Source organism: Pseudomonas xantholysinigenes (assembly GCF_014268885.2).
GTDB lineage: Bacteria > Pseudomonadota > Gammaproteobacteria > Pseudomonadales > Pseudomonadaceae > Aquipseudomonas > Aquipseudomonas xantholysinigenes.
Map to the genome: position 1 here is coordinate 3469605 of NZ_CP077095.1, position 20943 is coordinate 3490547.

The 20943-nt window shown below is 63.3% G+C and carries 24 protein-coding genes, 2 tRNA genes and 1 riboswitch; of the genes, 17 read left to right on the forward strand and 9 right to left on the reverse strand.

The annotated features are described in order from the left end of the window. Positions 1–38 precede the first annotated feature (38 nt). Entirely contained in the window at positions 39–1691 is a 1653-nt protein-coding gene (locus HU772_RS15410) for a nitrite/sulfite reductase (RefSeq protein ID WP_186659651.1), read from the forward strand. Then, positions 1675–2169: a DUF934 domain-containing protein gene (locus tag HU772_RS15415; protein WP_186659650.1), complete on the forward strand. Its 495-nt coding sequence runs from the start codon at positions 1675–1677 to the stop codon at positions 2167–2169. The genes HU772_RS15410 and HU772_RS15415 overlap by 17 nt, the downstream gene beginning before the upstream one ends. A 152-nt stretch (positions 2170–2321) precedes the next feature. On the opposite strand, the gene HU772_RS15420 is transcribed toward HU772_RS15415, so the two are convergent. Next, the gene (locus HU772_RS15420; RefSeq protein WP_186659648.1) at positions 2322–3182 is read right to left on the reverse strand and encodes an AraC family transcriptional regulator; all 861 of its coding nucleotides are present in this window, start codon (positions 3180–3182) and stop codon (positions 2322–2324) included. A 286-nt stretch (positions 3183–3468) separates the two neighbouring features. Here HU772_RS15420 and dkgB point away from each other — a divergent pair, with 286 nt between their 5' ends. The 5 genes from dkgB (at position 3469) to HU772_RS15445 (ending at position 7315) form a co-directional block, all read left to right on the forward strand. Beyond that, positions 3469–4272, forward strand: a complete 804-nt coding sequence (gene dkgB / locus HU772_RS15425; protein WP_186659646.1) for a 2,5-didehydrogluconate reductase DkgB — start codon at positions 3469–3471, stop codon at positions 4270–4272. Positions 4273–4276: 4 nt separating this feature from the next. Beyond that, entirely contained in the window at positions 4277–5230 is a 954-nt protein-coding gene (locus HU772_RS15430; protein ID WP_186659645.1) for a TIGR03571 family LLM class oxidoreductase, read from the forward strand. Next, positions 5227–5574 (forward strand): MoaF-related domain-containing protein, encoded by a 348-nt coding sequence (locus HU772_RS15435; RefSeq protein ID WP_186659644.1) that lies wholly within the window; start codon positions 5227–5229, stop codon positions 5572–5574. Before HU772_RS15430 ends, HU772_RS15435 begins: the two co-directional genes overlap by 4 nt. Next, positions 5571–6746, forward strand: coding sequence for an MFS transporter (locus tag HU772_RS15440; RefSeq protein ID WP_186659642.1), 1176 nt, complete (start codon positions 5571–5573; stop codon positions 6744–6746). The genes HU772_RS15435 and HU772_RS15440 overlap by 4 nt, the downstream gene beginning before the upstream one ends. 68 nt (positions 6747–6814) lie before the next feature. Further along, the gene (locus HU772_RS15445) at positions 6815–7315 is read left to right on the forward strand and encodes an HIT family protein (RefSeq protein ID WP_186659640.1); all 501 of its coding nucleotides are present in this window, start codon (positions 6815–6817) and stop codon (positions 7313–7315) included. 93 nt (positions 7316–7408) lie between these two features. On the opposite strand, the gene HU772_RS15450 is transcribed toward HU772_RS15445, so the two are convergent. Then, positions 7409–7485, reverse strand: a tRNA-Val gene (locus HU772_RS15450). A 740-nt stretch (positions 7486–8225) separates the two neighbouring features. On the opposite strand from HU772_RS15450, the gene HU772_RS15455 reads away from it, so the two are divergent. Then, complete coding sequence (locus tag HU772_RS15455) at positions 8226–8756, forward strand: hypothetical protein (protein WP_186659639.1); 531 nt, start codon at positions 8226–8228, stop codon at positions 8754–8756. Positions 8757–9150: 394 nt separating this feature from the next. Continuing rightward, complete coding sequence (locus HU772_RS25295; RefSeq protein ID WP_437182401.1) at positions 9151–9306, forward strand: hypothetical protein; 156 nt, start codon at positions 9151–9153, stop codon at positions 9304–9306. 121 nt (positions 9307–9427) lie between these two features. Here HU772_RS25295 and HU772_RS15465 read toward each other — a convergent pair. Next, positions 9428–9504 (reverse strand) — tRNA-Val (locus HU772_RS15465). Between the two features lie 201 nt (positions 9505–9705). Here HU772_RS15465 and HU772_RS15470 point away from each other — a divergent pair. Continuing rightward, the gene (locus HU772_RS15470; RefSeq protein ID WP_186659637.1) at positions 9706–10989 is read left to right on the forward strand and encodes an NAD(P)/FAD-dependent oxidoreductase; all 1284 of its coding nucleotides are present in this window, start codon (positions 9706–9708) and stop codon (positions 10987–10989) included. A 32-nt stretch (positions 10990–11021) separates the two neighbouring features. Here the strand turns inward: HU772_RS15470 and HU772_RS15475 are convergent, their stop codons facing one another. Beyond that, positions 11022–11702: a peptidase C39 family protein gene (locus HU772_RS15475; protein WP_186659635.1), complete on the reverse strand. Its 681-nt coding sequence runs from the start codon at positions 11700–11702 to the stop codon at positions 11022–11024. Between the two features lie 210 nt (positions 11703–11912). Between HU772_RS15475 and HU772_RS15480 the strand changes: the two genes are divergently transcribed. Continuing rightward, positions 11913–12092 carry a hypothetical protein gene (locus HU772_RS15480; protein WP_186659633.1) on the forward strand — a complete coding sequence of 60 codons (180 nt, stop codon included), beginning with the start codon at positions 11913–11915 and terminating at the stop codon, positions 12090–12092. An 83-nt stretch (positions 12093–12175) separates the two neighbouring features. Here the strand turns inward: HU772_RS15480 and HU772_RS15485 are convergent, their stop codons facing one another. Then, positions 12176–12928 (reverse strand): TerC family protein, encoded by a 753-nt coding sequence (locus HU772_RS15485; RefSeq protein ID WP_186659631.1) that lies wholly within the window; start codon positions 12926–12928, stop codon positions 12176–12178. Between the two features lie 18 nt (positions 12929–12946). After that, positions 12947–13186, reverse strand: coding sequence for a hypothetical protein (locus HU772_RS15490; RefSeq protein WP_186659630.1), 240 nt, complete (start codon positions 13184–13186; stop codon positions 12947–12949). Positions 13187–13318: 132 nt separating this feature from the next. On the opposite strand from HU772_RS15490, the gene nhaR reads away from it, so the two are divergent. The 3 genes from nhaR to HU772_RS15505 all read left to right on the forward strand — a co-directional run bounded on the left by nhaR (position 13319) and on the right by HU772_RS15505 (position 16259). Beyond that, positions 13319–14212: a transcriptional activator NhaR gene (nhaR, locus tag HU772_RS15495; protein ID WP_186659629.1), complete on the forward strand. Its 894-nt coding sequence runs from the start codon at positions 13319–13321 to the stop codon at positions 14210–14212. An 83-nt stretch (positions 14213–14295) separates the two neighbouring features. Continuing rightward, a complete protein-coding gene (gene sstT / locus HU772_RS15500) occupies positions 14296–15507 on the forward strand; it encodes a serine/threonine transporter SstT (protein ID WP_186659627.1) in 1212 nt (403 codons plus the stop codon). 104 nt (positions 15508–15611) lie between these two features. Beyond that, entirely contained in the window at positions 15612–16259 is a 648-nt protein-coding gene (locus HU772_RS15505) for a YceH family protein (protein WP_186659626.1), read from the forward strand. A gap of 1 nt (position 16260) precedes the next feature. Here the strand turns inward: HU772_RS15505 and HU772_RS15510 are convergent, their stop codons facing one another. Continuing rightward, on the reverse strand, positions 16261–16452 hold the full coding sequence (locus tag HU772_RS15510) for a hypothetical protein (RefSeq protein ID WP_186659625.1): 192 nt from the start codon (positions 16450–16452) through the stop codon (positions 16261–16263). Between the two features lie 184 nt (positions 16453–16636). Here HU772_RS15510 and HU772_RS15515 point away from each other — a divergent pair, with 184 nt between their 5' ends. Then, positions 16637–17101, forward strand: coding sequence for a nuclear transport factor 2 family protein (locus HU772_RS15515; protein WP_186659623.1), 465 nt, complete (start codon positions 16637–16639; stop codon positions 17099–17101). Positions 17102–17119: 18 nt separating this feature from the next. Here HU772_RS15515 and crcB read toward each other — a convergent pair whose 3' ends face one another. Beyond that, positions 17120–17497, reverse strand: coding sequence for a fluoride efflux transporter CrcB (crcB, locus tag HU772_RS15520; RefSeq protein WP_186659621.1), 378 nt, complete (start codon positions 17495–17497; stop codon positions 17120–17122). 73 nt (positions 17498–17570) lie between these two features. Then, positions 17571–17632: riboswitch (Fluoride riboswitch) on the reverse strand. Between the two features lie 373 nt (positions 17633–18005). Here crcB and nhaA point away from each other — a divergent pair. After that, positions 18006–19202 (forward strand): Na+/H+ antiporter NhaA, encoded by a 1197-nt coding sequence (gene nhaA, locus HU772_RS15525; protein WP_186659619.1) that lies wholly within the window; start codon positions 18006–18008, stop codon positions 19200–19202. A gap of 35 nt (positions 19203–19237) precedes the next feature. On the opposite strand, the gene HU772_RS15530 is transcribed toward nhaA, so the two are convergent. After that, a complete protein-coding gene (locus tag HU772_RS15530; RefSeq protein WP_189664997.1) occupies positions 19238–19999 on the reverse strand; it encodes an SDR family oxidoreductase in 762 nt (253 codons plus the stop codon). A gap of 261 nt (positions 20000–20260) precedes the next feature. Between HU772_RS15530 and HU772_RS15535 the strand changes: the two genes are divergently transcribed. Further along, positions 20261–20449 carry a hypothetical protein gene (locus HU772_RS15535; protein WP_186659617.1) on the forward strand — a complete coding sequence of 63 codons (189 nt, stop codon included), beginning with the start codon at positions 20261–20263 and terminating at the stop codon, positions 20447–20449. Positions 20450–20943 lie beyond the last annotated feature (494 nt).

The following is a 20943-nucleotide window of genomic DNA, read 5'->3' on the forward strand; positions in this document are numbered from 1 at the left end:
CGCGCGATTAGCTGCATGCAGCCTGAGACAGGACTTTTATGTACGTATACGACGAGTACGATCAGCGGATCATCGAGGACCGCGTCAAGCAGTTCCGTGATCAGACCCGCCGCTACCTGGCCGGGGAGCTGAGCGAAGAAGAATTCCGCCCTCTGCGCCTGCAGAACGGCCTCTATATCCAGCGTTTCGCCCCGATGCTGCGGGTCGCCGTGCCGTACGGCCAGCTGAACGCGCGCCAGACGCGCATGCTGGCGAAGATCGCCCGCGACTACGACAAGGGCTACGCGCACATCAGCACCCGCCAGAACGTGCAGTACAACTGGCCGGCGCTGGAGGATATCCCAGAGATTCTCGCCGAACTGGCCACCGTGCAGATGCACGCCATCCAGACCAGCGGCAACTGCCTGCGCAACGTCACCACCGACCAATTCGCCGGGGTCGCCGCCGATGAACTGGTGGACCCGCGCCCATGGTGCGAGATCGTCCGCCAGTGGACTACCTTCCACCCGGAATTCGCCTACCTGCCGCGCAAGTTCAAGATTGCCGTCAACGGCTCGCGCGACGACCGCGCCGCCATCGAGGTGCACGACATCGGCCTGGAGCCGGTGCGCAACGCCGCCGGTGAGCTGGGCTTCCGCGTGCTGGTCGGCGGCGGCCTGGGCCGCACTCCGGTGATTGGCGCGTTCATCAATGAATTCCTGCCCTGGCAGGACCTGCTCAGCTACCTCGACGCCATCCTGCGCGTGTACAACCGTTACGGTCGCCGCGACAACAAGTACAAGGCGCGGATCAAGATCCTGGTCAAGGCCCTCACCCCGGAAGTGTTCGCCGAGAAGGTCGAGGCCGAGATGGCCCACCTGCGCGGTGGCAGCACCACCCTGACCGAGGCCGAAGTGCAGCGCGTCGCCCGCCACTTCGTCGACCCCGACTACCTGGCCCTGGATAACATCGATTACACCACGCTGGACGCCGAGCACCCAGGCTTCGCCCGCTGGCGTTCGCGCAATACCCGCGCGCACAAGAAGCCGGGTTATGTCGCCGTGACCCTGTCGCTCAAGCCCACCGGCGTCGCCCCCGGCGACCTGACCGACAAGCAGCTGGATGCCGTCGCCGACCTGGCCGAGCGCTACAGCTTCGGCTACCTGCGCACCTCCCACGAGCAGAACATCATCCTCGCCGATGTCGAGCAGCGCCAGCTGCACGCCCTCTGGCTGGAACTGCGCGAGCAAGGCTTCGCCACCCCGAACATCGGCCTGCTGACCGACATCATCTGCTGCCCGGGCGGTGATTTCTGCTCGCTGGCCAACGCCAAGTCGATCCCGATCGCCGAATCCATCCAGCGCCGCTTCGACGACCTGGACTACCTGTTCGACATCGGCGAGCTCGACCTGAACATCTCCGGCTGCATGAACGCCTGCGGCCACCACCACGTCGGCCACATCGGCATCCTTGGCGTGGACAAGAAGGGCGAGGAGTTCTACCAGGTCTCGCTGGGCGGCAACGCCGCGCGCGACGCCAGCCTGGGCAAGATCCTCGGCCCATCCTTCGCCCAGGACGACATGGCCGACGTGATCGAGAAACTGATCAGCGTGTACGTCGAGCAGCGCACCGAAGACGAGCGCTTCATCGACACCTACCAGCGTATCGGCATCGACCCCTTCAAGGAGCGCGTCTATGCAGCGAATCATTAAGAACAACCAGATCGTCGACGAAACCTGGCACCTGCTGCCCAAGGACGTGTCGATCGACGAGCTGACCAACTGCGACGACTACATCGTGCCGCTGCAGCTGTGGCGCGATCATCCGAGCCTGCTCAAGGCTCGCGACGGCGGCCTGGGCATCTGGCTGGACAGCGACGAGGAAGCCGAGGAAATCGGTGCCGACGTCGAGCACTTCCAGGTCATCGCCCTGAACTTCCCGGCCTTCACCGACGGGCGCAACTACTCCAACGCGCGCCTGCTGCGTGATCGTTACCAGTTCAAGGGCGAACTGCGCGCCATCGGCGACGTGCTGCGCGACCAGCTGTTCTACATGGCCCGCTGCGGCTTCGACGCCTTCGCCATCCGTGCCGACAAGGACCCGGAAGACGCGCTGCAAAGCCTGAAGGACTTCTCGGTGACCTACCAGGGCGCCACCGACCAGCCGCTGCCGCTGTTCCGCCGCCGCTGACCGCAGCTGTTGCAACGAAACGGCCCGCCTCATGGCGGGCCGATTCGTTCAGGGCATCTGGCGGAGGTCGGTAAGCCCCGCAGCGGCCGCGCCGGGTTGAAAATCCCTGCGAGGCAGTTGCTCTTACAGCGCTCGCGACATACCCCAGATGCTCAACGCAACGGCACGTAGATGTCGGTCTGCCACTGCTCCAGCGGCGTCTGCGGATGGATGCTCAGGTAGTGGAAGAACAGCGGGTGGTCACGCAGTTCCTCGCCACTGTCCGGCAGCCAGTCACGGTAGATCGGGTAGATCGTCTCGCCGATATGGTCCGGCGAGCCCACATGCCGCACCACCGCGCAGCGCCCCGCGGGCAGGCTCAACTCATGCACGCCCTGGGCATTGGCCACCACTGCCTCTTCAATCTCCCCGCACACGGCAAAGCGAAAGTCCTCGGGGGCGGTGGTATCGGGGTTGTTGAACGGAATCCCGAAGGTGCGGCTGCTGGCCACGGGTGACTGGCCACTGCTCATGCGCCAGTCGATGAAGCGGCGCACGGTTTCGCTGACCTGGCTGGGCGGCCCGCGATGCTCGAGCGCGGCGAGACGGACAGCGGCGAAATCGACAATTCGTACCTGCATGGTGATGCTCCTGGAAAAATGGGGAATGGCAAACACCGTGTTCCACAGCTGCCAGTCAGGCTGGCGCCGAAACGCCGCGGGCGCCTGGCCGAACGCCCGGCGAAACGCCCTGCTGAAGGCCTCGGGGCTTTCGAAACCAGCGCCCAGGGCGGCCTCCAGCACCGAGTGCGCCGGCTCGCCAATCAACCGATGCGCCGCTCGACGCAAACGCATCAGCTGCACGTAGCGCGCAACCGGCACGCCGACATAGGCACTGAACTGCCGGTGGAAATGAAACGCCGAGAAATGCGCCACGGCGCTCAAGGCCTCCAGCGAAAGATCGCCCTCGAGGTTGCCCTCGATATAGGTGAGTACCGCGGCAAAACGCTGTTGGTAACGCTCATTGACTGACAAATCCGCTCGCTCCTGGAATCACGGTCGGCCACAGCTTGGTCGATTCACCCATACCCCGGCCTAGCCGCACTTGCTCAATCCAGGTCGGCCGGGCAGCACGAGCAGGGGCTATTGCTTAGCTCCCGATCACAACCCAGCAAGGTATTCGTGACTCCAGGTCAAATGACCTTCGCCCGCCGACACCTTAATCAAACCGCTGCAACACCGCACACTTCACTCACTGACTCGAACCCGTACCACACTGTTCGAGGTTCGATCACCCCATTCCCCTACCAGGAGTAGATCCATGAGCATTCCATCCTTCGGCCTCGGTACCTTCCGCCTCACCGGCCAAGCCGTCATCGACTCGGTCAAGTCGGCACTGGAGCTGGGCTACCGCGTCATCGACACCGCGCAGATCTACAAGAACGAGGCCGATGTCGGCCAGGCCATCGCCGAGAGCGGCGTGCCGCGCGACGAACTGTTCATCACCACCAAGATCTGGGTCGACAACTACGCCGCCGACAAACTGATCCCCAGCCTGAAAGACAGCCTGGCAAAACTGCGCACCGATTACGTCGACCTGCTGCTGATCCATTGGCCGGCACCGGGCAACGGCGTTGAGCTGGCCGAATACATGGAAGCCCTGGCCGAGGCCAAGAAGCAAGGCCTGACCCGCCAGATCGGCGTTTCCAACTTCAATATCGACCTGACCCGCCAAGCCATCGCCGTGGTCGGCAAGGGCGAGATCGCTACCAACCAGGTCGAGCTCAGCCCATACCTGCAGAACACCAAGCTGACCACCTACCTGAAGGAACAAGGTATCACCACCACCTCCTACATGACCCTGGCCTATGGCAAGGTCCTGAAGGATCCGGTGCTGGCCGAGATCGCCGCCAAGCACAAGGCCACCGTTGCCCAGGTTGCCCTGGCCTGGGCCATGCAACTGGGCTATGCGGTGATCCCGTCCTCGACCAAGCGCGAGAACCTGGCCAGCAACCTGCTCGCCCGCGACCTGCGCCTGGATACCGACGACATGGCGCGCATCGCCACCCTGGAGCGCAACGGCCGAGAAGTCAGCCCCGACGGCCTGGCGCCAATCTGGGATTGATGCCATGACCACGCCCCTCGAACGCCTGACCGCCGGCGGCTTCAGCGTCGGCCTGGAAGCCCCGCTGGACCACGACTGGACCCCAGCCGGTGACCAGGCTCGGCGCCGCGACGGCCGCCAATTCGGCGAACCGGACCTGCGCCAGCACGCCGACCTCGCCAGGCTCGCCGACCGCCTGGGCTTTCGCGCCCTGTGGATCCGTGACGTGCCGCTGTACGACCCGTCGTTCGGCGACGCCGCCCAGGTGTTCGAGGTGTTCAGCTACCTCGGCTACCTGGCCGGGGTGACCGAGCAAATCCTGCTGGGCACCGCCGCAGTGGTGCTGCCGATTCGCGAACCGCTGCTGACCCTCAAGTCGGCCGCCAGCATCCAGCGCCTGTCGGGCAACCGCCTGCTGCTGGGCGTGGCCAGCGGTGACCGACCGGTGGAGTATCCATTGTTCGGCCGGGACTTCGAGGGGCGGAGCAACAACTTCCGCGAGCAGGTCGCCCTGCTGCGCGACGGCGCCAACGGGCACCTGCCCGAAGGCCTGGCCGTGCTGCCGTCGACCACCACGCCACTGCCGTTGCTGGTGGCGGGCCTGGCCCAGCAGAGCCCGGCATGGATCGGCGCCAACATGGACGGCTGCCTGGCCTATCCCGGCACCCCGGACGACCATCAGCGCCGCGTCGCCGCCTGGCGCGCGGTGGCTGGTAACAAGCCATACAGCAGCTTCATCCACCTGGACCTGGCCGAGCGCGCCGATGAGCCCATGCGCCGCTGGCGCTTCGGCTTCCGTGGTGGCCGCAATGCCCTGATCACCGAGCTCAAGGCCCTGCGCGCGGCCGGGGTCGAGCATGTCGGCCTGCACCTGCGCCGCAATGTGCGCCCGCTCGACGATACCCTGCGCGAAATCGGCGAGTTCGTGCTACCGCAGTTCCATACCCCTGAACATGCCCTGTCGGAGCCCTCCAGATGAGCACCACCCTTACCCCACTGCCGGCGTTCGCAGGCCGTAGCTTCCAGGTCGAATACGACGGCCTGGCCGCGCACAACATCTATTCCGACGACGGCCGGCATATTCGCTACGCCATCGTCTCCGGCCCTTATGCCGGCGCCAGCGGCGAAGCCGAATGCCAATGGCGGCAGGTCGCCGACGGCGTGTACCTGATCTCCTGGCAAGAAGCCGACGGCGCCACCGTGGTGCACGTCGATGACTTTGCCAACGGCCATTCGCAAGCCTTCTTCACCGCCAGCGACCTGACCTTCTACCGCATGCAAGGCCCGCTGACCGAGCTGGACAACCCGGAGCACCGGTCATGAAACCCGGACGCGTCCTCTTTGCCCTGGCGATCGGTGCCTTCGGCATCGGCACCACCGAATTCACCCCCATGGGCCTGCTGCCGGTGATCGCCGAAGGCGTCAATGCCAGCATCCCCAGCGCGGGCATGCTGATCACCGCCTACGCCATCGGCGTGATGGTCGGCGCGCCGATCATGACTTTGCTGTTCAGCCGTTTCGGCAAACGCGCGGCGCTGATGATGCTGATGGGCATCTTCACCGTCGGCAACCTGCTCTCGGCACTGGCGCCCGACTACTACACCCTGCTCGCCTCGCGCCTGATCACCAGCCTCAACCATGGCGCATTCTTCGGCCTGGGCGCGGTGGTGGCCGCCAGCGTGGTACCCAAGGACAAGCAGGCCAGCGCCGTGGCCACCATGTTCATGGGCCTGACCATCGCCAATATCGGCGGCGTGCCGGCCGCCACCTGGCTCGGCCAGCAGGTCGGCTGGCGCATGGCCTTCGCCGGCACCGCGGTGCTTGGCGTGCTGGCCATAGCCACGCTGTGGTACGCCCTGCCCAAGGGCGAGCGCGGCCAGGTGCCGCACGTCCGTCGGGAGCTGGCGGTCATCGCCCGTCCCAGCGTACTGCTGGCCATGGCCACCACGGTGCTCGGCGCTGGCGCCATGTTCACCCTGTACACCTATGTCGCCCCGGTGCTCGCCGAACTGACCGGCGCCTCGGATGCCTTCATCACCCTGGGCCTGGTACTGATCGGGGTCGGCTTCACCCTCGGCAACAGCCTCGGCGGCAAGCTGGCGGACTGGTCGCTGGATGGCGCGGCGCGGATCTTCCTGGCGGCGCTGGCGCTGATCATGCTGCTGATGCCGCTGGTGCTCGGCAGCCATGTCGGCGCGGCGATCGCCTTGCTGGTGTGGGGCGTGTTCACCTTCGCCGTGGTCCCGCCGCTGCAGATGCGGGTGATGATCGCCGCCATCGAAGCACCGGGACTGGCTTCGTCGATCAACGTCGGCGCGTTCAACCTGGGCAATGCCGTGGGCGCCGCCCTGGGTGGCGCGGTAATCAGTTTGAACCTGGGCTACGCCGCCGTGCCGATGGCTGGCGGCCTGCTGGCGGCGGGTGGATTGCTGCTGGTCTGGCTGGGAGGACGCGGCAAGGCCAGCGACAAGGCCTTGGACAAGGCTACTGGGTAATCGAAGGCATCTGCTGCGCGCCAGCCGGAGTGATACCCTGCCTCGATATCACTCCCCAAGGCCGCACCATGCACATACCGCCTCGCCTCATCGTTCATGAGTCAACGCACTGGATGCTGAACCACCGGGTTGACAGTGCGCTGCCTGGTTATCTGATACTCAGCGCAAAACAGCTGACGAACTCATTGGCCGCACTGCCCGCACAAGCACTCGCGGAGTTGGGGTCACTGCAGGCAAGCATCCAACAGGCCATCGAAACGCACCTGCATCCACAACGCCTGTATATCGGGCGTTTTGGCCATGATGCCGGGCACTCCATTCATTTTCACTTCATACCGATTTACGCGTGGGTCGAAACCCTGTTCTGGCAAGACGACAGGTACAGGTCACTCCAGGCTTTTGGCTCGCTCGATGACAATACCCCGCAAACAGACGGCGCGGAGCTGACCCTGTTCGTATGGCGCGAGTACTGCGAACGGCCTGATCCACCGCTGGTACAGGGCCCATCCATCGATCAAGCCATCGCCGGCTTGCGCACGCTGCTTGCGGCCAGCGCCATGGGATCCTGAGCGGGACGAAGCGGGAGCAGAACTTGCTGCCGCGCCTGATAAAACTGCGCAAAACAAAAAGGGCGATCCTTGCGGATCGCCCTTCTCGATGTTTGGTAGGCACAATTGGACTCGAACCAACGACCCCCACCATGTCAAGGTGGTGCTCTAACCAACTGAGCTATGTGCCTGTCGTGTGGGGCGCATATTAGAGATCGAACACACACCTGTAAAGCGTTTTTTTCAAAAAAATCAAAAACTTTGCGAGAAAGCTTCACGCGAGCGCCGTGCAGTTGGCCTGGGGAAGATCGCCTCCTGCAGGACCGGCCTTGCGTCGCGAAAGGGGCGCGCAGCGGCCTCTTCAATTCTGCTTTGACGCCAAGATCCTGGGGCTGCGTTGCAGCCCTTTCGCGACGCAAGGCCGCTCCTACAGGAGCTGCGCATGGCCTGACGCTTTGTCCAGGGCTGGAATGCAAAAAGGGCAACCCTTGCGGGTCGCCCTTCTCGATGTTTGGTAGGCACAGTTGGACTCGAACCAACGACCTCCACCATGTCAAGGTGGTGGCTAGAGACGACACAAGGTATTGATTTTGTTTAAAGCTAATCGAACACCCAATGACCTGAAAGAAGTTGGAATCAGTCTATAAGAATTAATAAGTTAGCATGTGGCTTTGCAAATAGGCCTGCATTAATAATTTTCCATATGTCGTCCACGCCCCCAGCACTCGCTGATCTGATCCAGTACCGCCATCACCCGACCGGGCTGGGTCGGCTGTGAGGTGGCAAACAGATCATCGGCGTAACCATGAAATTTGACAGTGGCAATTTACCAACCTTTAATAGCTGAGCGTATGCAAGTGCTGGATTCATAAAACAGGGAGAAACTCTTATCCATCTAGAGTTTCTAGTTTAATAAAAAAGGGAAATTAAAATGTCTGAAGCACTCAGGAAAACAGTCTCGAATGACAGCCTAGGCACGCCTAAAAAGTTCACCCTCTACGAGCAGAATGGCATCAAGATTACCTTGACGCTGCCAAGCCCAGTGGCGCTCAATCTGAACAGCCAGGAATTTTACCCCCCAGAAGCGGACCGAACCACGATATTGGCCCCAGTGCTGGAGAACAACTCGGGTATGGCCGTCAAATCGGCGTCGTTCAGTATCAAGCTCAATAACGTCATAGAGAACGACAATACGGTCGCGAATGTGCGGTGGTGGAGCGTCGATGAGGCCCAGGGGTTACAATCCATGGAGTTCACTTGTGGCCAAATTGATGACAAGGGCAATGGCTCAGGTACCGCCAAGACTCCTGGATACTCTCGAATCCGCTGGGCCACCATGGCGAACACCGCACGCCAAAATCAAACCTTTACCGTGAGCAATGTCAATGTCTTGCTCACCTTTAATTCGTCGGCAGATACAACTACAGGTGCAAATGACGGGCCAATTATCAGGGTTGGTTAACTGATCTGCTACCGCGGGGCCCAGCGTTCTGGTCCCTGCGGTAGCCCCGCCTACTTCATTCAATTCGACACCACCACGACTGCGCACGTCCGCCCTAAGCGGGGTGATCTTGGAGAGTTTGTCTGTCGAGATGGCGACGCCGCGCTCACGGCGGCGAACGAGCAGAAAGTACATGCGGCACCAATACTGTATATATACAGTTTTTGATCATTCAAACGGATGATCAGGCTCTGGGCCGGCACAACGTCGTACCAACCACGCAAGTCACCGTGCTCCGGGTAGAGACGCAGGCCCGCATTACCTGCCCAAAAGCTTCAGGAAGGCCAGGGACGCCGCGAAGGCCTACGAACACCTCGAATTCGAAGAGCGCCCAACGTCCCACGAGATCCGGGCTTTGGGTGCCTGGCTGTACGAACAACAGAAATTCTCGACTGAGTATGTGCAGCTTCTGATGGGGCACGCCACTGCCGAAATGACAGAGCGGTATCAAGACGGGCACGCACCGAAGGGCATTCAATACGTCGAAGCGAAGGCTGACCTGGCCATCTGACGAGCGGCAAGCACCCGTAAAGACTAGATAGAGGTGGGTGGTTCTACAAAAGTTTTGCCAAAACAAAAAGGGCGACCCTCTCGGATCGCCCTTCAAGCGCCCGGAAACCGGGGCTTTTGTTTGGTAGGCACAATTGGACTCGAACCAACGACCCCCACCATGTCAAGGTGGTGCTCTAACCAACTGAGCTATGTGCCTGTCGTGTGGGGCGCATTCTACGCGTTCCCAAAACGGTGTCAACTGTTTTTTTCACGCTAACCTACTGAATATTAAAAATATTTGCAGAGGGCGCAGCGCGCTCGTGCGTAAAGGATTTTCACCGGACGACTAGCGGGTGTTTATTATTATTGATAGCATCGGTACATTCGTTAAAAATATAAAACACGAGGTTTCTCGAGCATGGCCAACACCCCCTACCCCCAGTCCTACTACGCCGCCTCGGCCAACCCGGTGCCGCCACGTCCGGCGCTGCAGGGTGAGGTGGAAACCGATGTATGCATCATCGGTGCCGGCTACACCGGCCTGTCCAGCGCCCTGTTCCTGCTGGAAAACGGCTTCAAGGTGAGCATCGTCGAAGCGGCCAAGGTCGGCTTCGGCGCCTCGGGCCGCAATGGCGGCCAGATCGTCAACAGCTACAGCCGCGACATCGACGTCATCGAGCGCACCGTCGGCCCCAAGCAGGCGCAACTGCTGGGCCAGATGGCCTTCGAGGGCGGCCGCATCATCCGCGAGCGCGTGGCCAAGTACAACATCCAGTGCGACCTGAAGGACGGCGGCGTGTTCGCCGCGCTGACCAGCAAGCAGATGGGCCACCTGGAATCGCAGAAACGCCTGTGGGAACGCTTCGGCCACAACCAGCTTGAGCTGATGGACCAGAAGCGCATCCGCGAAGTGGTGGCCTGCGACAGCTATGTCGGCGGCATGCTCGACATGAGCGGCGGCCACATCCACCCGTTGAACCTGGCCCTGGGCGAAGCCGCCGCGGTCGAGTCACTGGGCGGCATCATCTACGAACAGTCCCCGGCCGTGCGCATCGAGCGCGGCGCCAACCCGGTGGTGCACACCCCGCAAGGTAAAGTACGCGCCAAGTTCATCATCGTTGCCGGCAACGCCTACCTGGGCAACCTGGTGCCGGAGCTGGCCGCCAAGTCCATGCCGTGCGGCACCCAGGTGATCACCACCGAGCCTCTGGGCGACGAGCTGGCGCGCACTTTGCTGCCGCAGGACTACTGCGTCGAGGACTGCAACTACCTGCTCGACTACTACCGCCTGACCGGCGACAAGCGCCTGATCTTCGGCGGCGGCGTGGTCTACGGCGCGCGCGACCCGGCGAACATCGAGGCGATCATCCGACCGAAGATGCTCAAAGCCTTCCCGCAACTGAAGAACGTCAAGATCGACTACGCCTGGACCGGCAACTTCCTGCTGACCCTGTCGCGCCTGCCACAGGTCGGCCGGATCGGCGACAACATCTATTACTCCCAGGGTTGCTCGGGCCATGGCGTGACCTACACCCACCTGGCGGGCAAGGTCCTGGCCGAGGCCCTGCGTGGCCAGGCCGAACGCTTCGACGCGTTCGCCGGCCTGCCGCACTACCCGTTCCCGGGCGGGCAGATGCTGCGCGTGCCGTTCAGCGCCATCGGTGCCTGGTACTACAGCCTGCGCGATCGTCTGGGCTTCTAAGACAGCTTGGGGCCGCCTTGCGGCCCTTTCCCTCAATGCCCGAGGCTGGTGATCGCCTGCTTCGCCGCGATCTCCTGCCCTGCACGGGCCAGTTCATCCGCCGCCTGCAACCAACGCTGGCGATCGACCTGCGCCGGCAACTGCCGCGGCGACTGCAGCAATATCGCCCACTTGCCCTCCTTGGCCCAGGCCGACTCGAAATCGGCGAACTCCATCAGCTGGCGCCGATGCGTGCCCGAACGCAACAACACACGCTGCTTGTAGCGGTCGTAACCGATCAGCACGGCATAACGCGGCTCGCTCCACCAGGCCGATCCCTCCTGGTAGCGCAGCAACACCGGATAACCAGCCGCCACCTGCATCAACAAGGCATCGAGCCGCGCGTCCAGCGGGTACACCAGCATGCCGTACTCCCGCGCCACCTTGGGAATCGCGGTCTGCAGCGTGTCGGCCGCTTGCGGCAGGCCCAACGGTTTGTCCAGCAGCCCGGGCGTGATCGGCGCGCCCTGGCGCGACAACATCGCCGCCAAGGCCATCGAACCGCTGTGATTGGCATTGCCACCATAGAACGGCACGCTGCTGATCTCGACCCGCTGCGGCAGGCTCTTGAGCGTGGTCGACGGTGTGCTGGCGCAGCCGGCCAGTGCCGCGACCGCCAGGCAGGCGATCAGCAGACGGCGCGGGGCGCGGGGCATGGGGAGCTTTGGCAACATGGACTCTCGCTTGATCCAACACCGGGCGCCAGTGCCCGGCCATGACCGTCGATCATAGGCCGCGGGCGCGTCCGGGTATAGCCCGGCGCGGGCTTGGAACGAAACGGCCCAAGCACTAGACCTTCGGTCAATGGAACGTCACAGCCGCCAGGCTAGACTAAAGCTGTGTCTGGATGGCGGGCCCGGCTCGCCAGAGAGAAGGAGGCACACATGAGCCTGACAATGGCTATTTTAATGCTGGTCGGCATGTGGCTCAGCGTCGCGGTCGCCATGCTCTGGGGCGTACTGCGCATCGTGCGTCGGCATGCCCACCCTCATCATCTGCCACCGCAAGCCCTGGCCAAACCACAGCCATTACGCCGTGCTCGGCGGCATGCCGGGGCACATTGATCTGAACTGTTTCTAAAACGTCTCACGGGGCAAGTCGCATCGATGCGCCGATGCGACTTGCCCCGCGATGGTTTCAGCCCAGGTCAGCCCTCGGCCGCCTCACGCTTCAAGCGCGCTCGACGGGCCATGATGTTGAGGACCTCGATGGCGGTCGAGAACGCCATGGCAGCATACACGTAGCCTTTCGGTACATGGGCGCCAAAGCCTTCGGCGATCAGGGTCATACCGATCATGATCAGGAAACCCAGCGCCAGCATCACCACCGTCGGGTTGTCGTTGATGAACTTGGCCAGCGGGTCGGCCGCCACCAGCATCACGATCACGGCACTGATCACGGCGATGATCATGATCGGCAGGTGCTCGGTCATGCCCACGGCGGTGATGATGCTGTCGATCGAGAACACGATGTCCAGCAGCAGGATCTGGAAGATCGCCGCGGTGAAGCCGATGGTCACGGTGCTGCCAACCTTGGACTCTTCCTTGGCGCCATGAGGGTCGACGCTTTCATGGATCTCCTTGGTCGCCTTCCACAGCAGGAACAGGCCACCGGCGATGAGGATCATGTCCTTCCACGAGAACGTGTGACCGAAGACGTCGATCACCGGCTCCGTCAACTGGACGATCCAGGCCACGGTGCTGAGCAGCGCCAGGCGCATGACCAGGGCCATGCTGATCCCGATGCGCCGCGCCTTGGAGCGGTACGCCTCGGGCAGCTTGTTGGTGAGGATGGAGATGAAGATCAGGTTGTCGATCCCCAGCACCACCTCCATGGCCACCAGCGTTGCCAGGGCAACCCAGGCGGTGGGGCTAGCGGCGAGTTCCAGCAAATATTCCATGGGTCAGTCCTGCCTTGGTCAGATGTCCTGGGTGTCTTTCTTGGCGTCTTCGGCCTTGGTCTTGTCGCCATCGCTGCCGATGGCCTCGCTCAAGGCTTGCTGCGCGCTTTCGTGGGTCTTGTCGATCGCCTGCTTGGCCGTCTGCGCGGCCTGGTCGAGCATCTGCTGGGCGGATTTCTCGGCCTGGTCGCAGCCACTCATGGCGAACATCGCCAGGGCCAGGACCAGAGGGGTACCGATGGATTTGAAGTGCAGCATGGAGTCCTCGCTTGTCGATAACCGTGCGGCGCGCCGGGCGCCTGATGGGTCGGCATTCTAGAGAGACTGAAACATCCGGAAAATTCGTATTTTCAACGGTTATACTTCGGTTTTAACGAATCGAGAAACACCATGCTCAACTACCGCCAGCTTCATTACTTCTGGGCTGTAGCTAAGACCGGAAGTATCGCCCGCGCCAGCGAACAGTTGAACCTGACGCCCCAGACCATCAGCGGCCAGATCAGCCTGTTCGAGCAGACCTGGAACCTGGAACTGTTCCAGCGCGTCGGTCGCCAGTTGGAACTGACCGAAAGCGGCCGCCAGACCCTGGCCTATGCCGAGCAGATGTTCCAGATCGGCGGCGAGCTCGAAGCCATGCTGCGCGCCGGGCCCCAGGAACAAATCCTGTTTCGCGTCGGGGTGGCCGACGTGGTGCCCAAGTCCATTGTCTACCGCCTGCTGGCACCGACCATGGAGCTGGACAATGTGCTACGCATCAACTGTCGCGAGGACAAACTCGAACGCCTGCTCGCTGATCTGGCGATCCAGCGCCTGGACCTGGTGATCTCCGACAGCCCCATGCCCAACCACCTGGATATCAAAGGCTACAGTCAAAAACTCGGAGAATGCGGCCTGAGCTTCTTCGCCACCCCTACCCTGGCCGCGCAACTGGCCAGGCCATTTCCGGCCTGCCTGGACGACGCGCCACTGCTGATTCCCGGCCAGGAGACCGTGCTGCGCAGCCGCCTGTTGCGCTGGCTGGGCGAACAGCAGGTGCAGCCGCGCATCGTCGGCGAGTTCGACGACAGCGCGCTGATGCAGGCCTTCGGCCAGTCCGGCAGCGGCATCTTTGTCGCCCCCAGCGTGATCGCCGAGGAAGTCTGCCGCCAGTACGGCGTGGAACTGATCGGCCAGACCGAGGCGGTGAACGAGTCGTTCTACGCCATTTCGGTGGAGCGCAAGGTCAAGCACCCAGGGATCGTGGCAATCACCGAAGGCGCGCGGCGCGAGCTGTTCCATTGGTAAATGGTGCGGCCAGTCATCGCGGGGCGCCATGGCCTGGCCTGTGATAAAGTCGCGCCCTTTCACGTAACCGGATCTTGCTGCACATGACCCCCATCCTCCGCCTCATCAACCGCACTGGCCTGGTGACGCAGATCTGCATCGGCCTGGTGGCCGGCATCCTGCTCGCCCTGCTCGCCCCCGCCGTGGCCCGCGACCTGGCCTTCCTCGGCAAGGTGTTCGTCAGCGCGCTCAAGGCCGTGGCGCCGGTACTGGTGTTCATCCTGGTGATGGCCTCGATCGCCAACCACCGCCATGGCCAGGAAACCCATATCCGCCCGATCCTCTGGCTGTACCTGCTGGGCACCTTCGCCGCGGCGGTGGTGGCCGTGGCGGCGAGCATGCTGTTCCCCTCGCACCTGGCCCTGACCACCGGCGAAGCCACCCTCAGCGCCCCGGGCGGCATTGCCGAGGTGATGCAGAACCTGCTGCTGAGCGCCGTGGACAACCCGGTCAATGCCTTGCTCAACGCCAACTTCATCGGTGTGCTGACTTGGGCCATCGGCCTGGGCGTGGCGCTGCGCCATGCCGGTGAAACCACCCGCACCGTGGTCGAGGACCTGTCCAACGGCGTGACCCTGATCGTGCGCGTGGTCATCCGCTTCGCCCCGCTGGGCATCTTCGGCCTGGTCAGCGCCACCCTGGCGCAGTCCGGGCTCGACGCGCTGCTCGGCTACCTGCACCTACTCGGCGTGCTGATCGGTTGCATGCTGTTCGTGGCGCTGGTGATGAACCCGTTGATCGTGTTCTGGAAGATCCGCCGCAACCCCTACCCGCTGACCCTGCTGTGCCTGCGTGAAAGCGGCATCACCGCATTTTTCACCCGCAGCTCGGCGGCCAATATCCCGGTCAACCTGGCGTTGTCGGAAAAGCTCGGCCTGCACGAGGACACCTATTCGGTGTCGATCCCCCTCGGCGCGACCATCAACATGGCCGGCGCGGCGATCACCATCACCGTGCTGACCCTGGCCGCCGTACATACCCTGGGTATCCCGGTGGACCTGCCAACCGCCGTGCTGCTCAGCGTGGTCGCGGCGGTCTGCGCCTGCGGTGCCTCGGGCGTGGCCGGTGGCTCGCTGCTGCTGATCCCGCTGGCTTGCAGCCTGTTTGGCATCCCCAGCGAGATCGCCATGCAAGTGGTTGCGGTCGGCTTCATCATCGGCGTGCTGCAGGACTCGGCGGAAACCGCGCTCAACTCCTCGACCGATGTGCTGTTCACCGCCGCCGCCTGCCAGGCCATGGAGCGACGCAACGCCTGACCCCAAGGCCGGCTCCTGCACACAGGAGCCGGCCTTGCCGGCGATTGCTTAAGCCAGGCGCATTACCTACGCTAGTGGCCTTTTCCTCGCAATGAGACAGGGCCATGTCAGACGACCAAATCACCGGCGAAGGCCGCTTCACCAGCATCGAGATCCGCGTACTGGGTGCGCTGATCGAAAAGCAGGCCACCAGCCCGGAAACCTACCCCCTGACCCTCAATGCCCTGGTCCTGGCCTGCAACCAGAAAACCAGCCGCGAACCGGTCATGAACCTCTCCCCCGGCCAGGTCGGCCAGGCCCTGCGCGCGCTCGAGGGCCAAGACATGGCGCGCCTGCAGATGGGCAGCCGCGCCGACCGTTGGGAACAGCGGGTGGACAAGGCACTGGAACTGGTACCGGCGCAATTGGTACTGATGGGCCTGATGTTCCTGCGTGGCCCCCAGACCCTCAACGAACTGCTGACCCGCAGCAATCGCCTGCACGAGTTCGAGGATGTCGACCAGGTCCAGCACCAACTGGAGCGCCTGATCTCACGTGGCCTGGCCCTGCACTTGCCACGCCAGGCCGGCCAGCGCGAGGACCGCTACACCCACGCCCTGGGCGATCCGGCGGAGATCGAAGCGATACTCGCCGCCCGCCAGCAGGAAGGTGGCGCACGCGCCAGCGCGGCGCAGGCGGCGGACGAGCGCATCGAGGCACTGGAGGCGCGGGTCGCCGCGCTGGAAGCCCGCCTGGCACAACTCGAAGGCTGACTCAGGGCGCATCGGCCTTGGGGAAGTGCCGACAGCTCTTGCGTTCGGCCAGTTCCCGGTCACTGGGGCGCTGGTCGACGAACACCGTACGGCCGTCACGGTAGATTTCCAGGTAGCCCCAATGCAGGTCCTGCTCGGTCTGCCCGGGCTTGGGGGGCACGAGCCACCAAGGCTCGCGGCTGATCAGGGTCATGGCTGAGCTCCCGCGGGTGTCTGGGATAACTATAGACAGCCGTGGGAGGCCATAAGGGCGGAGCCTGGCCTTCGACATTGTTCCAACGTGCGCAATTATGAAGTGCCAGGGGCAGTGATTCATCCCACTGGCTAACAGGTCTACGCTGGCAGGTGTCGCTCAACCTTCCAGAGGAACCGCCAACATGTCACGCCCCCCACTGCCCCCGTTCACCCGCGAAACCGCCATCGAAAAAGTACGCCTGGCCGAAGATGGCTGGAACAGCCGCGATGCCGCAAAGGTCGCCCTCGCCTACACCGCCGACACCCACTGGCGCAATCGCGCCGAATTCTGCAACAACCGCGAAGAGGCACAGGCTTTCCTCGCCCGCAAATGGAACCGTGAGCTCGAATACCGCTTGATCAAGGAGCTGTGGGCCTTCGCCGACAATCGCATCGCCGTGCGCTACGCCTACGAGTACCACGACGACAGCGGCCAGTGGTACCGCGCCTATGGTAACGAAAACTGGGAGTTCGCCGACGACGGCCTGATGCGCAACCGCCACGCCAGCATCAACGAACACCCCATCAGCGAGGCTGAACGCAAGTTCCGCTGGCCCTTGGGACGGCGGCCGGACGATCACCCTGGGTTGAGCGATTTCGGGTTCTGAGCGATAGCAGCGGGCGCCTCATCCGAGCCAACGCACCAAGGCGAATCCAGCGAAGGTCATCAACAGCGAGCCCAGCACATGGGCCAGTACCGTGGCCATCGCCCAGCCGGCCCGACCGTGCATGAGCATCGATACTACTTCGGCGGAGAAGGTCGAGAACGTGGTCAGGCCACCACAGAAACCGGTGGTGATCAGCAGGCGCCAGGCCGGGTCGAGATTGGGAAAGCGCAGGAAAAACGCCATTGCTGCGCCGATGATGAAACCACCGACCAGGTTGACCAGCAAAGTGCCCGCGGGCATGCCGGGAAACAGCGAATTGAGGCGCAGGCCGAGCAACCAGCGCAGCACGCAACCGGCACTGCCACCCACGACAACGGAAAAGAAAGACAGGTACATCGACACGCTCCATCAAAGGTCTGTAAAGACCCCATGGAGGGACAGGCAGCAGCCTGCGCACCCTCCATTGGGGGTTGGCGCAGGCATCATCAGCACTAGGGCGGTTCGAGGAGGAATGCCATCTCCTGGCCGAAGATGCTACTCAAGCCACTACAGCCTGACAAGTTCGCCCGGCAACATTTCGACGCAAATATCCCGGACAAACACTCACGCGCATCGCTAGAATGTGCGCCTGGCGTGTGCTGCGTGCGCCCGGGAGCCCTTCCCGAATACGGAGAACATTCATTTGTTTTCCGTGAGACTCAACCATGTTGCACGCATGCCTCCTATTCCCATGGCGCTTTCCGTCCCGTGTGCTCACGGCTCGGTTTGCCGCGCCGCTTTACCCATCCTTCTTCTCGCTTATCGCCGCAGTGGCCCGTCGTATTCGGCGCCATCGTCTCGCCGTGCCCGTTGCCCGCCGCGCCGCTGCTACCGCGAAAGCGACGTCATGAACGAGGACCGCACCATGAATGCCCCCCTTCCCCACAAGCGCTCGATGCTGCGCGAGCTGCTGGCCACCGAGGCGGCCGGCGGCGTCCTGCTGATGCTCACCGCCGCCCTGGCCATCATCATTGCCAACAGCCCCTGGGCCAGTGCCTACCAGCACCTGCTGCACCTGCCCGTGGGCCCGACCCTGACCGACAAGCTCGGCCCGATGACCGTGCACATGTGGATCAACGATGGCCTGATGGCGATCTTCTTCCTGCTGGTAGGCCTGGAAATCAAGCGCGAGCTGGTCGACGGGCGCCTGGCCAGCTGGGAACAACGCCGCCTGCCGGCCTTGCCGGCGCTGATGGGCATGGCGGTCCCGGCACTGATCTACCTGGCCGTATCTCGCGGCGAGCCAGGCCTGGCCGGTGGCTGGGCGATCCCCGCCGCCACCGACATCGCCTTCGCTGTCGGCGCCCTGGCGCTACTCGGGCGCCATGCGCCGCTGTCGCTGAAGGTGATGCTGGTGTCGGTGGCGATCATCGACGACATGGGCGCGGTGGCGATCATCGCGGTGTTCTACACCTCGTCGATCAACTTGCTGGCGCTGGCTGGCGCGGGTGCCATCGTCGCCATGCTGCTGGCGTTCAACCGCCTGCGCGTGGTTGCGCTGTGGCCCTATCTGCTGGGTATTGCCGCGCTGTGGTACGTGACCCTGTTGTCGGGCGTGCATGCCACCATCGCCGGTGTCGTCGGCGCGCTGCTGATTCCCTACAGCACGGGCACTGAACAGGACCGCGAGGCGAGCCCGCTGCTCAAGCTGGAGCACGGACTGGCGCCATGGGTGGGCTTCCTGATCGTGCCGGCGTTCGGCTTTGCCAACGCCGGGGTTTCGTTCGGCGACCTGGGCTGGCGCGACATTTTTGCCCCGCTGCCCCTGGCCATCGCCCTGGGCCTGCTGTTGGGCAAACAGCTCGGCGTGTTCGCCGGCGTATTCCTGGCGGTAAAAAGCGGACTGGCCAGCAAGCCCCGAGGCGCCAGCTGGCTGCAGATTTATGGCGTGGCGATGCTCTGCGGCATCGGTTTCACCATGAGCCTGTTCATTGGCGAACTGGCCTTCCCCGGCCAGACCGACAAAATCGAAGCCGCCAAGATCGGCATCCTGCTGGGTTCGTTGCTATCGGCGGTCATTGCCTGCTGCATTCTGCGCTTCGCGCCCAAACAGGCAGATTGAAGCTAACATCAAGGGCCGCATCGCGGCCCTTTTTGTCAACGCACGATCGATATGCCCCCCTCTACCTGCAACGCCGTGCCGGTGATGAAACTCGACGCCGACGAGGCCAGGAACAACGCCGCGGCGGCGATTTCCTCCGGCTGCGCCAGGCGCTTGAGCGCATGCAGGCCCTCAACCTCCGCCAATGCCTCGGGGGTGTTCGCCACACCACGGCCCATGGGCGTGTCGGTACCGCCCGGCAACAGCGCATTGGCGCGGATACCCTGGGCACCGTATTCCGCGGCAATGACCTGGGTCAGCCCGATCAACCCCGCCTTACTTGCCGCGTAGGCGGCCATACCCGGCATACCCACGGTATGACCGACAAAGGTCGAGGTAAAGATCAGCGAACCACCACCCCGGGCAAGCAGTGCGGGCAATTGTGCCTGGGCACAGAGAAAGGCACTGGTGAGGTTGGTGTCGAGTGTGTGCTGCCAGGCGCTGCGCGAAAGCGCGGACAACGGAGCCAATTCGCCCAGGGTACCGGCATTGTTGAAGGCAATGTCCAGGCCACCGAAGTGCCCTTGAGCCCTGTCCACGAGCTCCTGGACCAGCGCAGGGTCGGTGATATCCCCCACGACTGCCACGGCGGCCGGATGCCCTTCGCGACGAATGTCCTCAAGCAAATGCTCGAGCTGCACCTGCCGGCGCGCGGTAACGACCAACTGGGCACCCTGCCGCGCGAACAGCTTCGCCGCCGCATGGCCGATGCCTGAACTGGCCCCGGTGATAATTGCGACCTTGCCTGCCAATTGCATGATGTGAGCCTCGTCCTGAAAGAACTTGTGTGATTGGGCGGACCACTCTCAGGCGTGGTGATGGTCAGTACACTCCGTTTCTTGCGAAAACCCTGCGCCAGGCACCTTGCAGCCTCTACAAAAATTGTAATGATGCACCAGGTGCCAAGCATGGCCATATGCCTCTACACTTCAATTTCCGCCACGTGTTTGCCTGGGCATAGCGCCCCTGCAAGGACACAGAGCAATCACCCAGGGATGGATACACAAGCAAGGTAATGTATGGCTCTCAAGACTCATTATCTGGTCCAGCTCCTGCGCAAACTGCCCTTGGGCAGGTCCGCATTCTCCTGCCAACGGCTCAGTGAAGAAGAGTCGAACCTCCTCGAACACTTCCGCGCCTTGCCCGAGCGAGATCGCATCGCGTTGCGCCTGCTGTGCTCGGCGATTCATCGCACCTCGACATCTTGAGCGAGCACCAGCTTTTGGGGGCGGGCAACACGGTGCCTGGCACCGGCTGCGCCGGTGTTCGCGGCTAAAGCCGCCCCCACAGTGACCGCGCCGACCTCAGGGTATGCGCTACGCCTGTGGGAGCGGGTTTATCGGGGCGCCGAACCGCCACGAAGCAAGCGACGCGATGCCTGGCACCGGCTGGCGCCGGTGTTCGCGGCTAAAGCCGCTCCCACAGGGGCCGCGCCGACCTCAAGCCATGCGCCAGGCCTGTGGGAGCGGGCTTGCCCGCGAAGCAAGCGACGCGGTGCCTGGCACCGGCTGCGCCGGTGTTCGCGGCTGAAGCCGCTCCCACAGCGACCGCGCTAGCTTTAGCAGTTGAGCAAGACAGTTGCTCCCACAGGGTTGATCTAAAACCCTGCAAGCGCTCACGCAGGGCCGCCTGACCGGGCGATTCGCCATGCTCGAGGCTGCCTTTCACCAGCTGCACCCCGGCCAAAGGATGGCGAAACAGC

Bases quoted from the DNA above. Each gene is read 5' to 3' on its own strand.
- HU772_RS15485 (WP_186659631.1), bottom strand. From the start codon at position 12,928: ATGGAATATTTGCTGGAACTCGCCGCTAGCCCCACCGCCTGGGTTGCC.
- HU772_RS15430 (WP_186659645.1), top strand. From the start codon at position 4,277: ATGACCACGCCCCTCGAACGCCTGACCGCCGGCGGCTTCAGCGTCGGC.
- nhaR (WP_186659629.1), top strand. From the start codon at position 13,319: ATGCTCAACTACCGCCAGCTTCATTACTTCTGGGCTGTAGCTAAGACC.
- HU772_RS15475 (WP_186659635.1), bottom strand. From the start codon at position 11,702: ATGTTGCCAAAGCTCCCCATGCCCCGCGCCCCGCGCCGTCTGCTGATC.
- HU772_RS15535 (WP_186659617.1), top strand. From the start codon at position 20,261: ATGGCTCTCAAGACTCATTATCTGGTCCAGCTCCTGCGCAAACTGCCC.
- crcB (WP_186659621.1), bottom strand. From the start codon at position 17,497: ATGTACCTGTCTTTCTTTTCCGTTGTCGTGGGTGGCAGTGCCGGTTGC.
- HU772_RS15470 (WP_186659637.1), top strand. From the start codon at position 9,706: ATGGCCAACACCCCCTACCCCCAGTCCTACTACGCCGCCTCGGCCAAC.
- HU772_RS15455 (WP_186659639.1), top strand. From the start codon at position 8,226: ATGTCTGAAGCACTCAGGAAAACAGTCTCGAATGACAGCCTAGGCACG.
- HU772_RS15530 (WP_189664997.1), bottom strand. From the start codon at position 19,999: ATGCAATTGGCAGGCAAGGTCGCAATTATCACCGGGGCCAGTTCAGGC.
- nhaA (WP_186659619.1), top strand. From the start codon at position 18,006: ATGAATGCCCCCCTTCCCCACAAGCGCTCGATGCTGCGCGAGCTGCTG.
- HU772_RS15410 (WP_186659651.1), top strand. From the start codon at position 39: ATGTACGTATACGACGAGTACGATCAGCGGATCATCGAGGACCGCGTC.
- HU772_RS15440 (WP_186659642.1), top strand. From the start codon at position 5,571: ATGAAACCCGGACGCGTCCTCTTTGCCCTGGCGATCGGTGCCTTCGGC.
- sstT (WP_186659627.1), top strand. From the start codon at position 14,296: ATGACCCCCATCCTCCGCCTCATCAACCGCACTGGCCTGGTGACGCAG.
- HU772_RS15510 (WP_186659625.1), bottom strand. From the start codon at position 16,452: ATGACCCTGATCAGCCGCGAGCCTTGGTGGCTCGTGCCCCCCAAGCCC.
- HU772_RS15505 (WP_186659626.1), top strand. From the start codon at position 15,612: ATGTCAGACGACCAAATCACCGGCGAAGGCCGCTTCACCAGCATCGAG.
- HU772_RS15435 (WP_186659644.1), top strand. From the start codon at position 5,227: ATGAGCACCACCCTTACCCCACTGCCGGCGTTCGCAGGCCGTAGCTTC.
- HU772_RS15515 (WP_186659623.1), top strand. From the start codon at position 16,637: ATGTCACGCCCCCCACTGCCCCCGTTCACCCGCGAAACCGCCATCGAA.
- HU772_RS15415 (WP_186659650.1), top strand. From the start codon at position 1,675: ATGCAGCGAATCATTAAGAACAACCAGATCGTCGACGAAACCTGGCAC.
- HU772_RS15445 (WP_186659640.1), top strand. From the start codon at position 6,815: ATGCACATACCGCCTCGCCTCATCGTTCATGAGTCAACGCACTGGATG.
- dkgB (WP_186659646.1), top strand. From the start codon at position 3,469: ATGAGCATTCCATCCTTCGGCCTCGGTACCTTCCGCCTCACCGGCCAA.
- HU772_RS15480 (WP_186659633.1), top strand. From the start codon at position 11,913: ATGAGCCTGACAATGGCTATTTTAATGCTGGTCGGCATGTGGCTCAGC.
- HU772_RS15490 (WP_186659630.1), bottom strand. From the start codon at position 13,186: ATGCTGCACTTCAAATCCATCGGTACCCCTCTGGTCCTGGCCCTGGCG.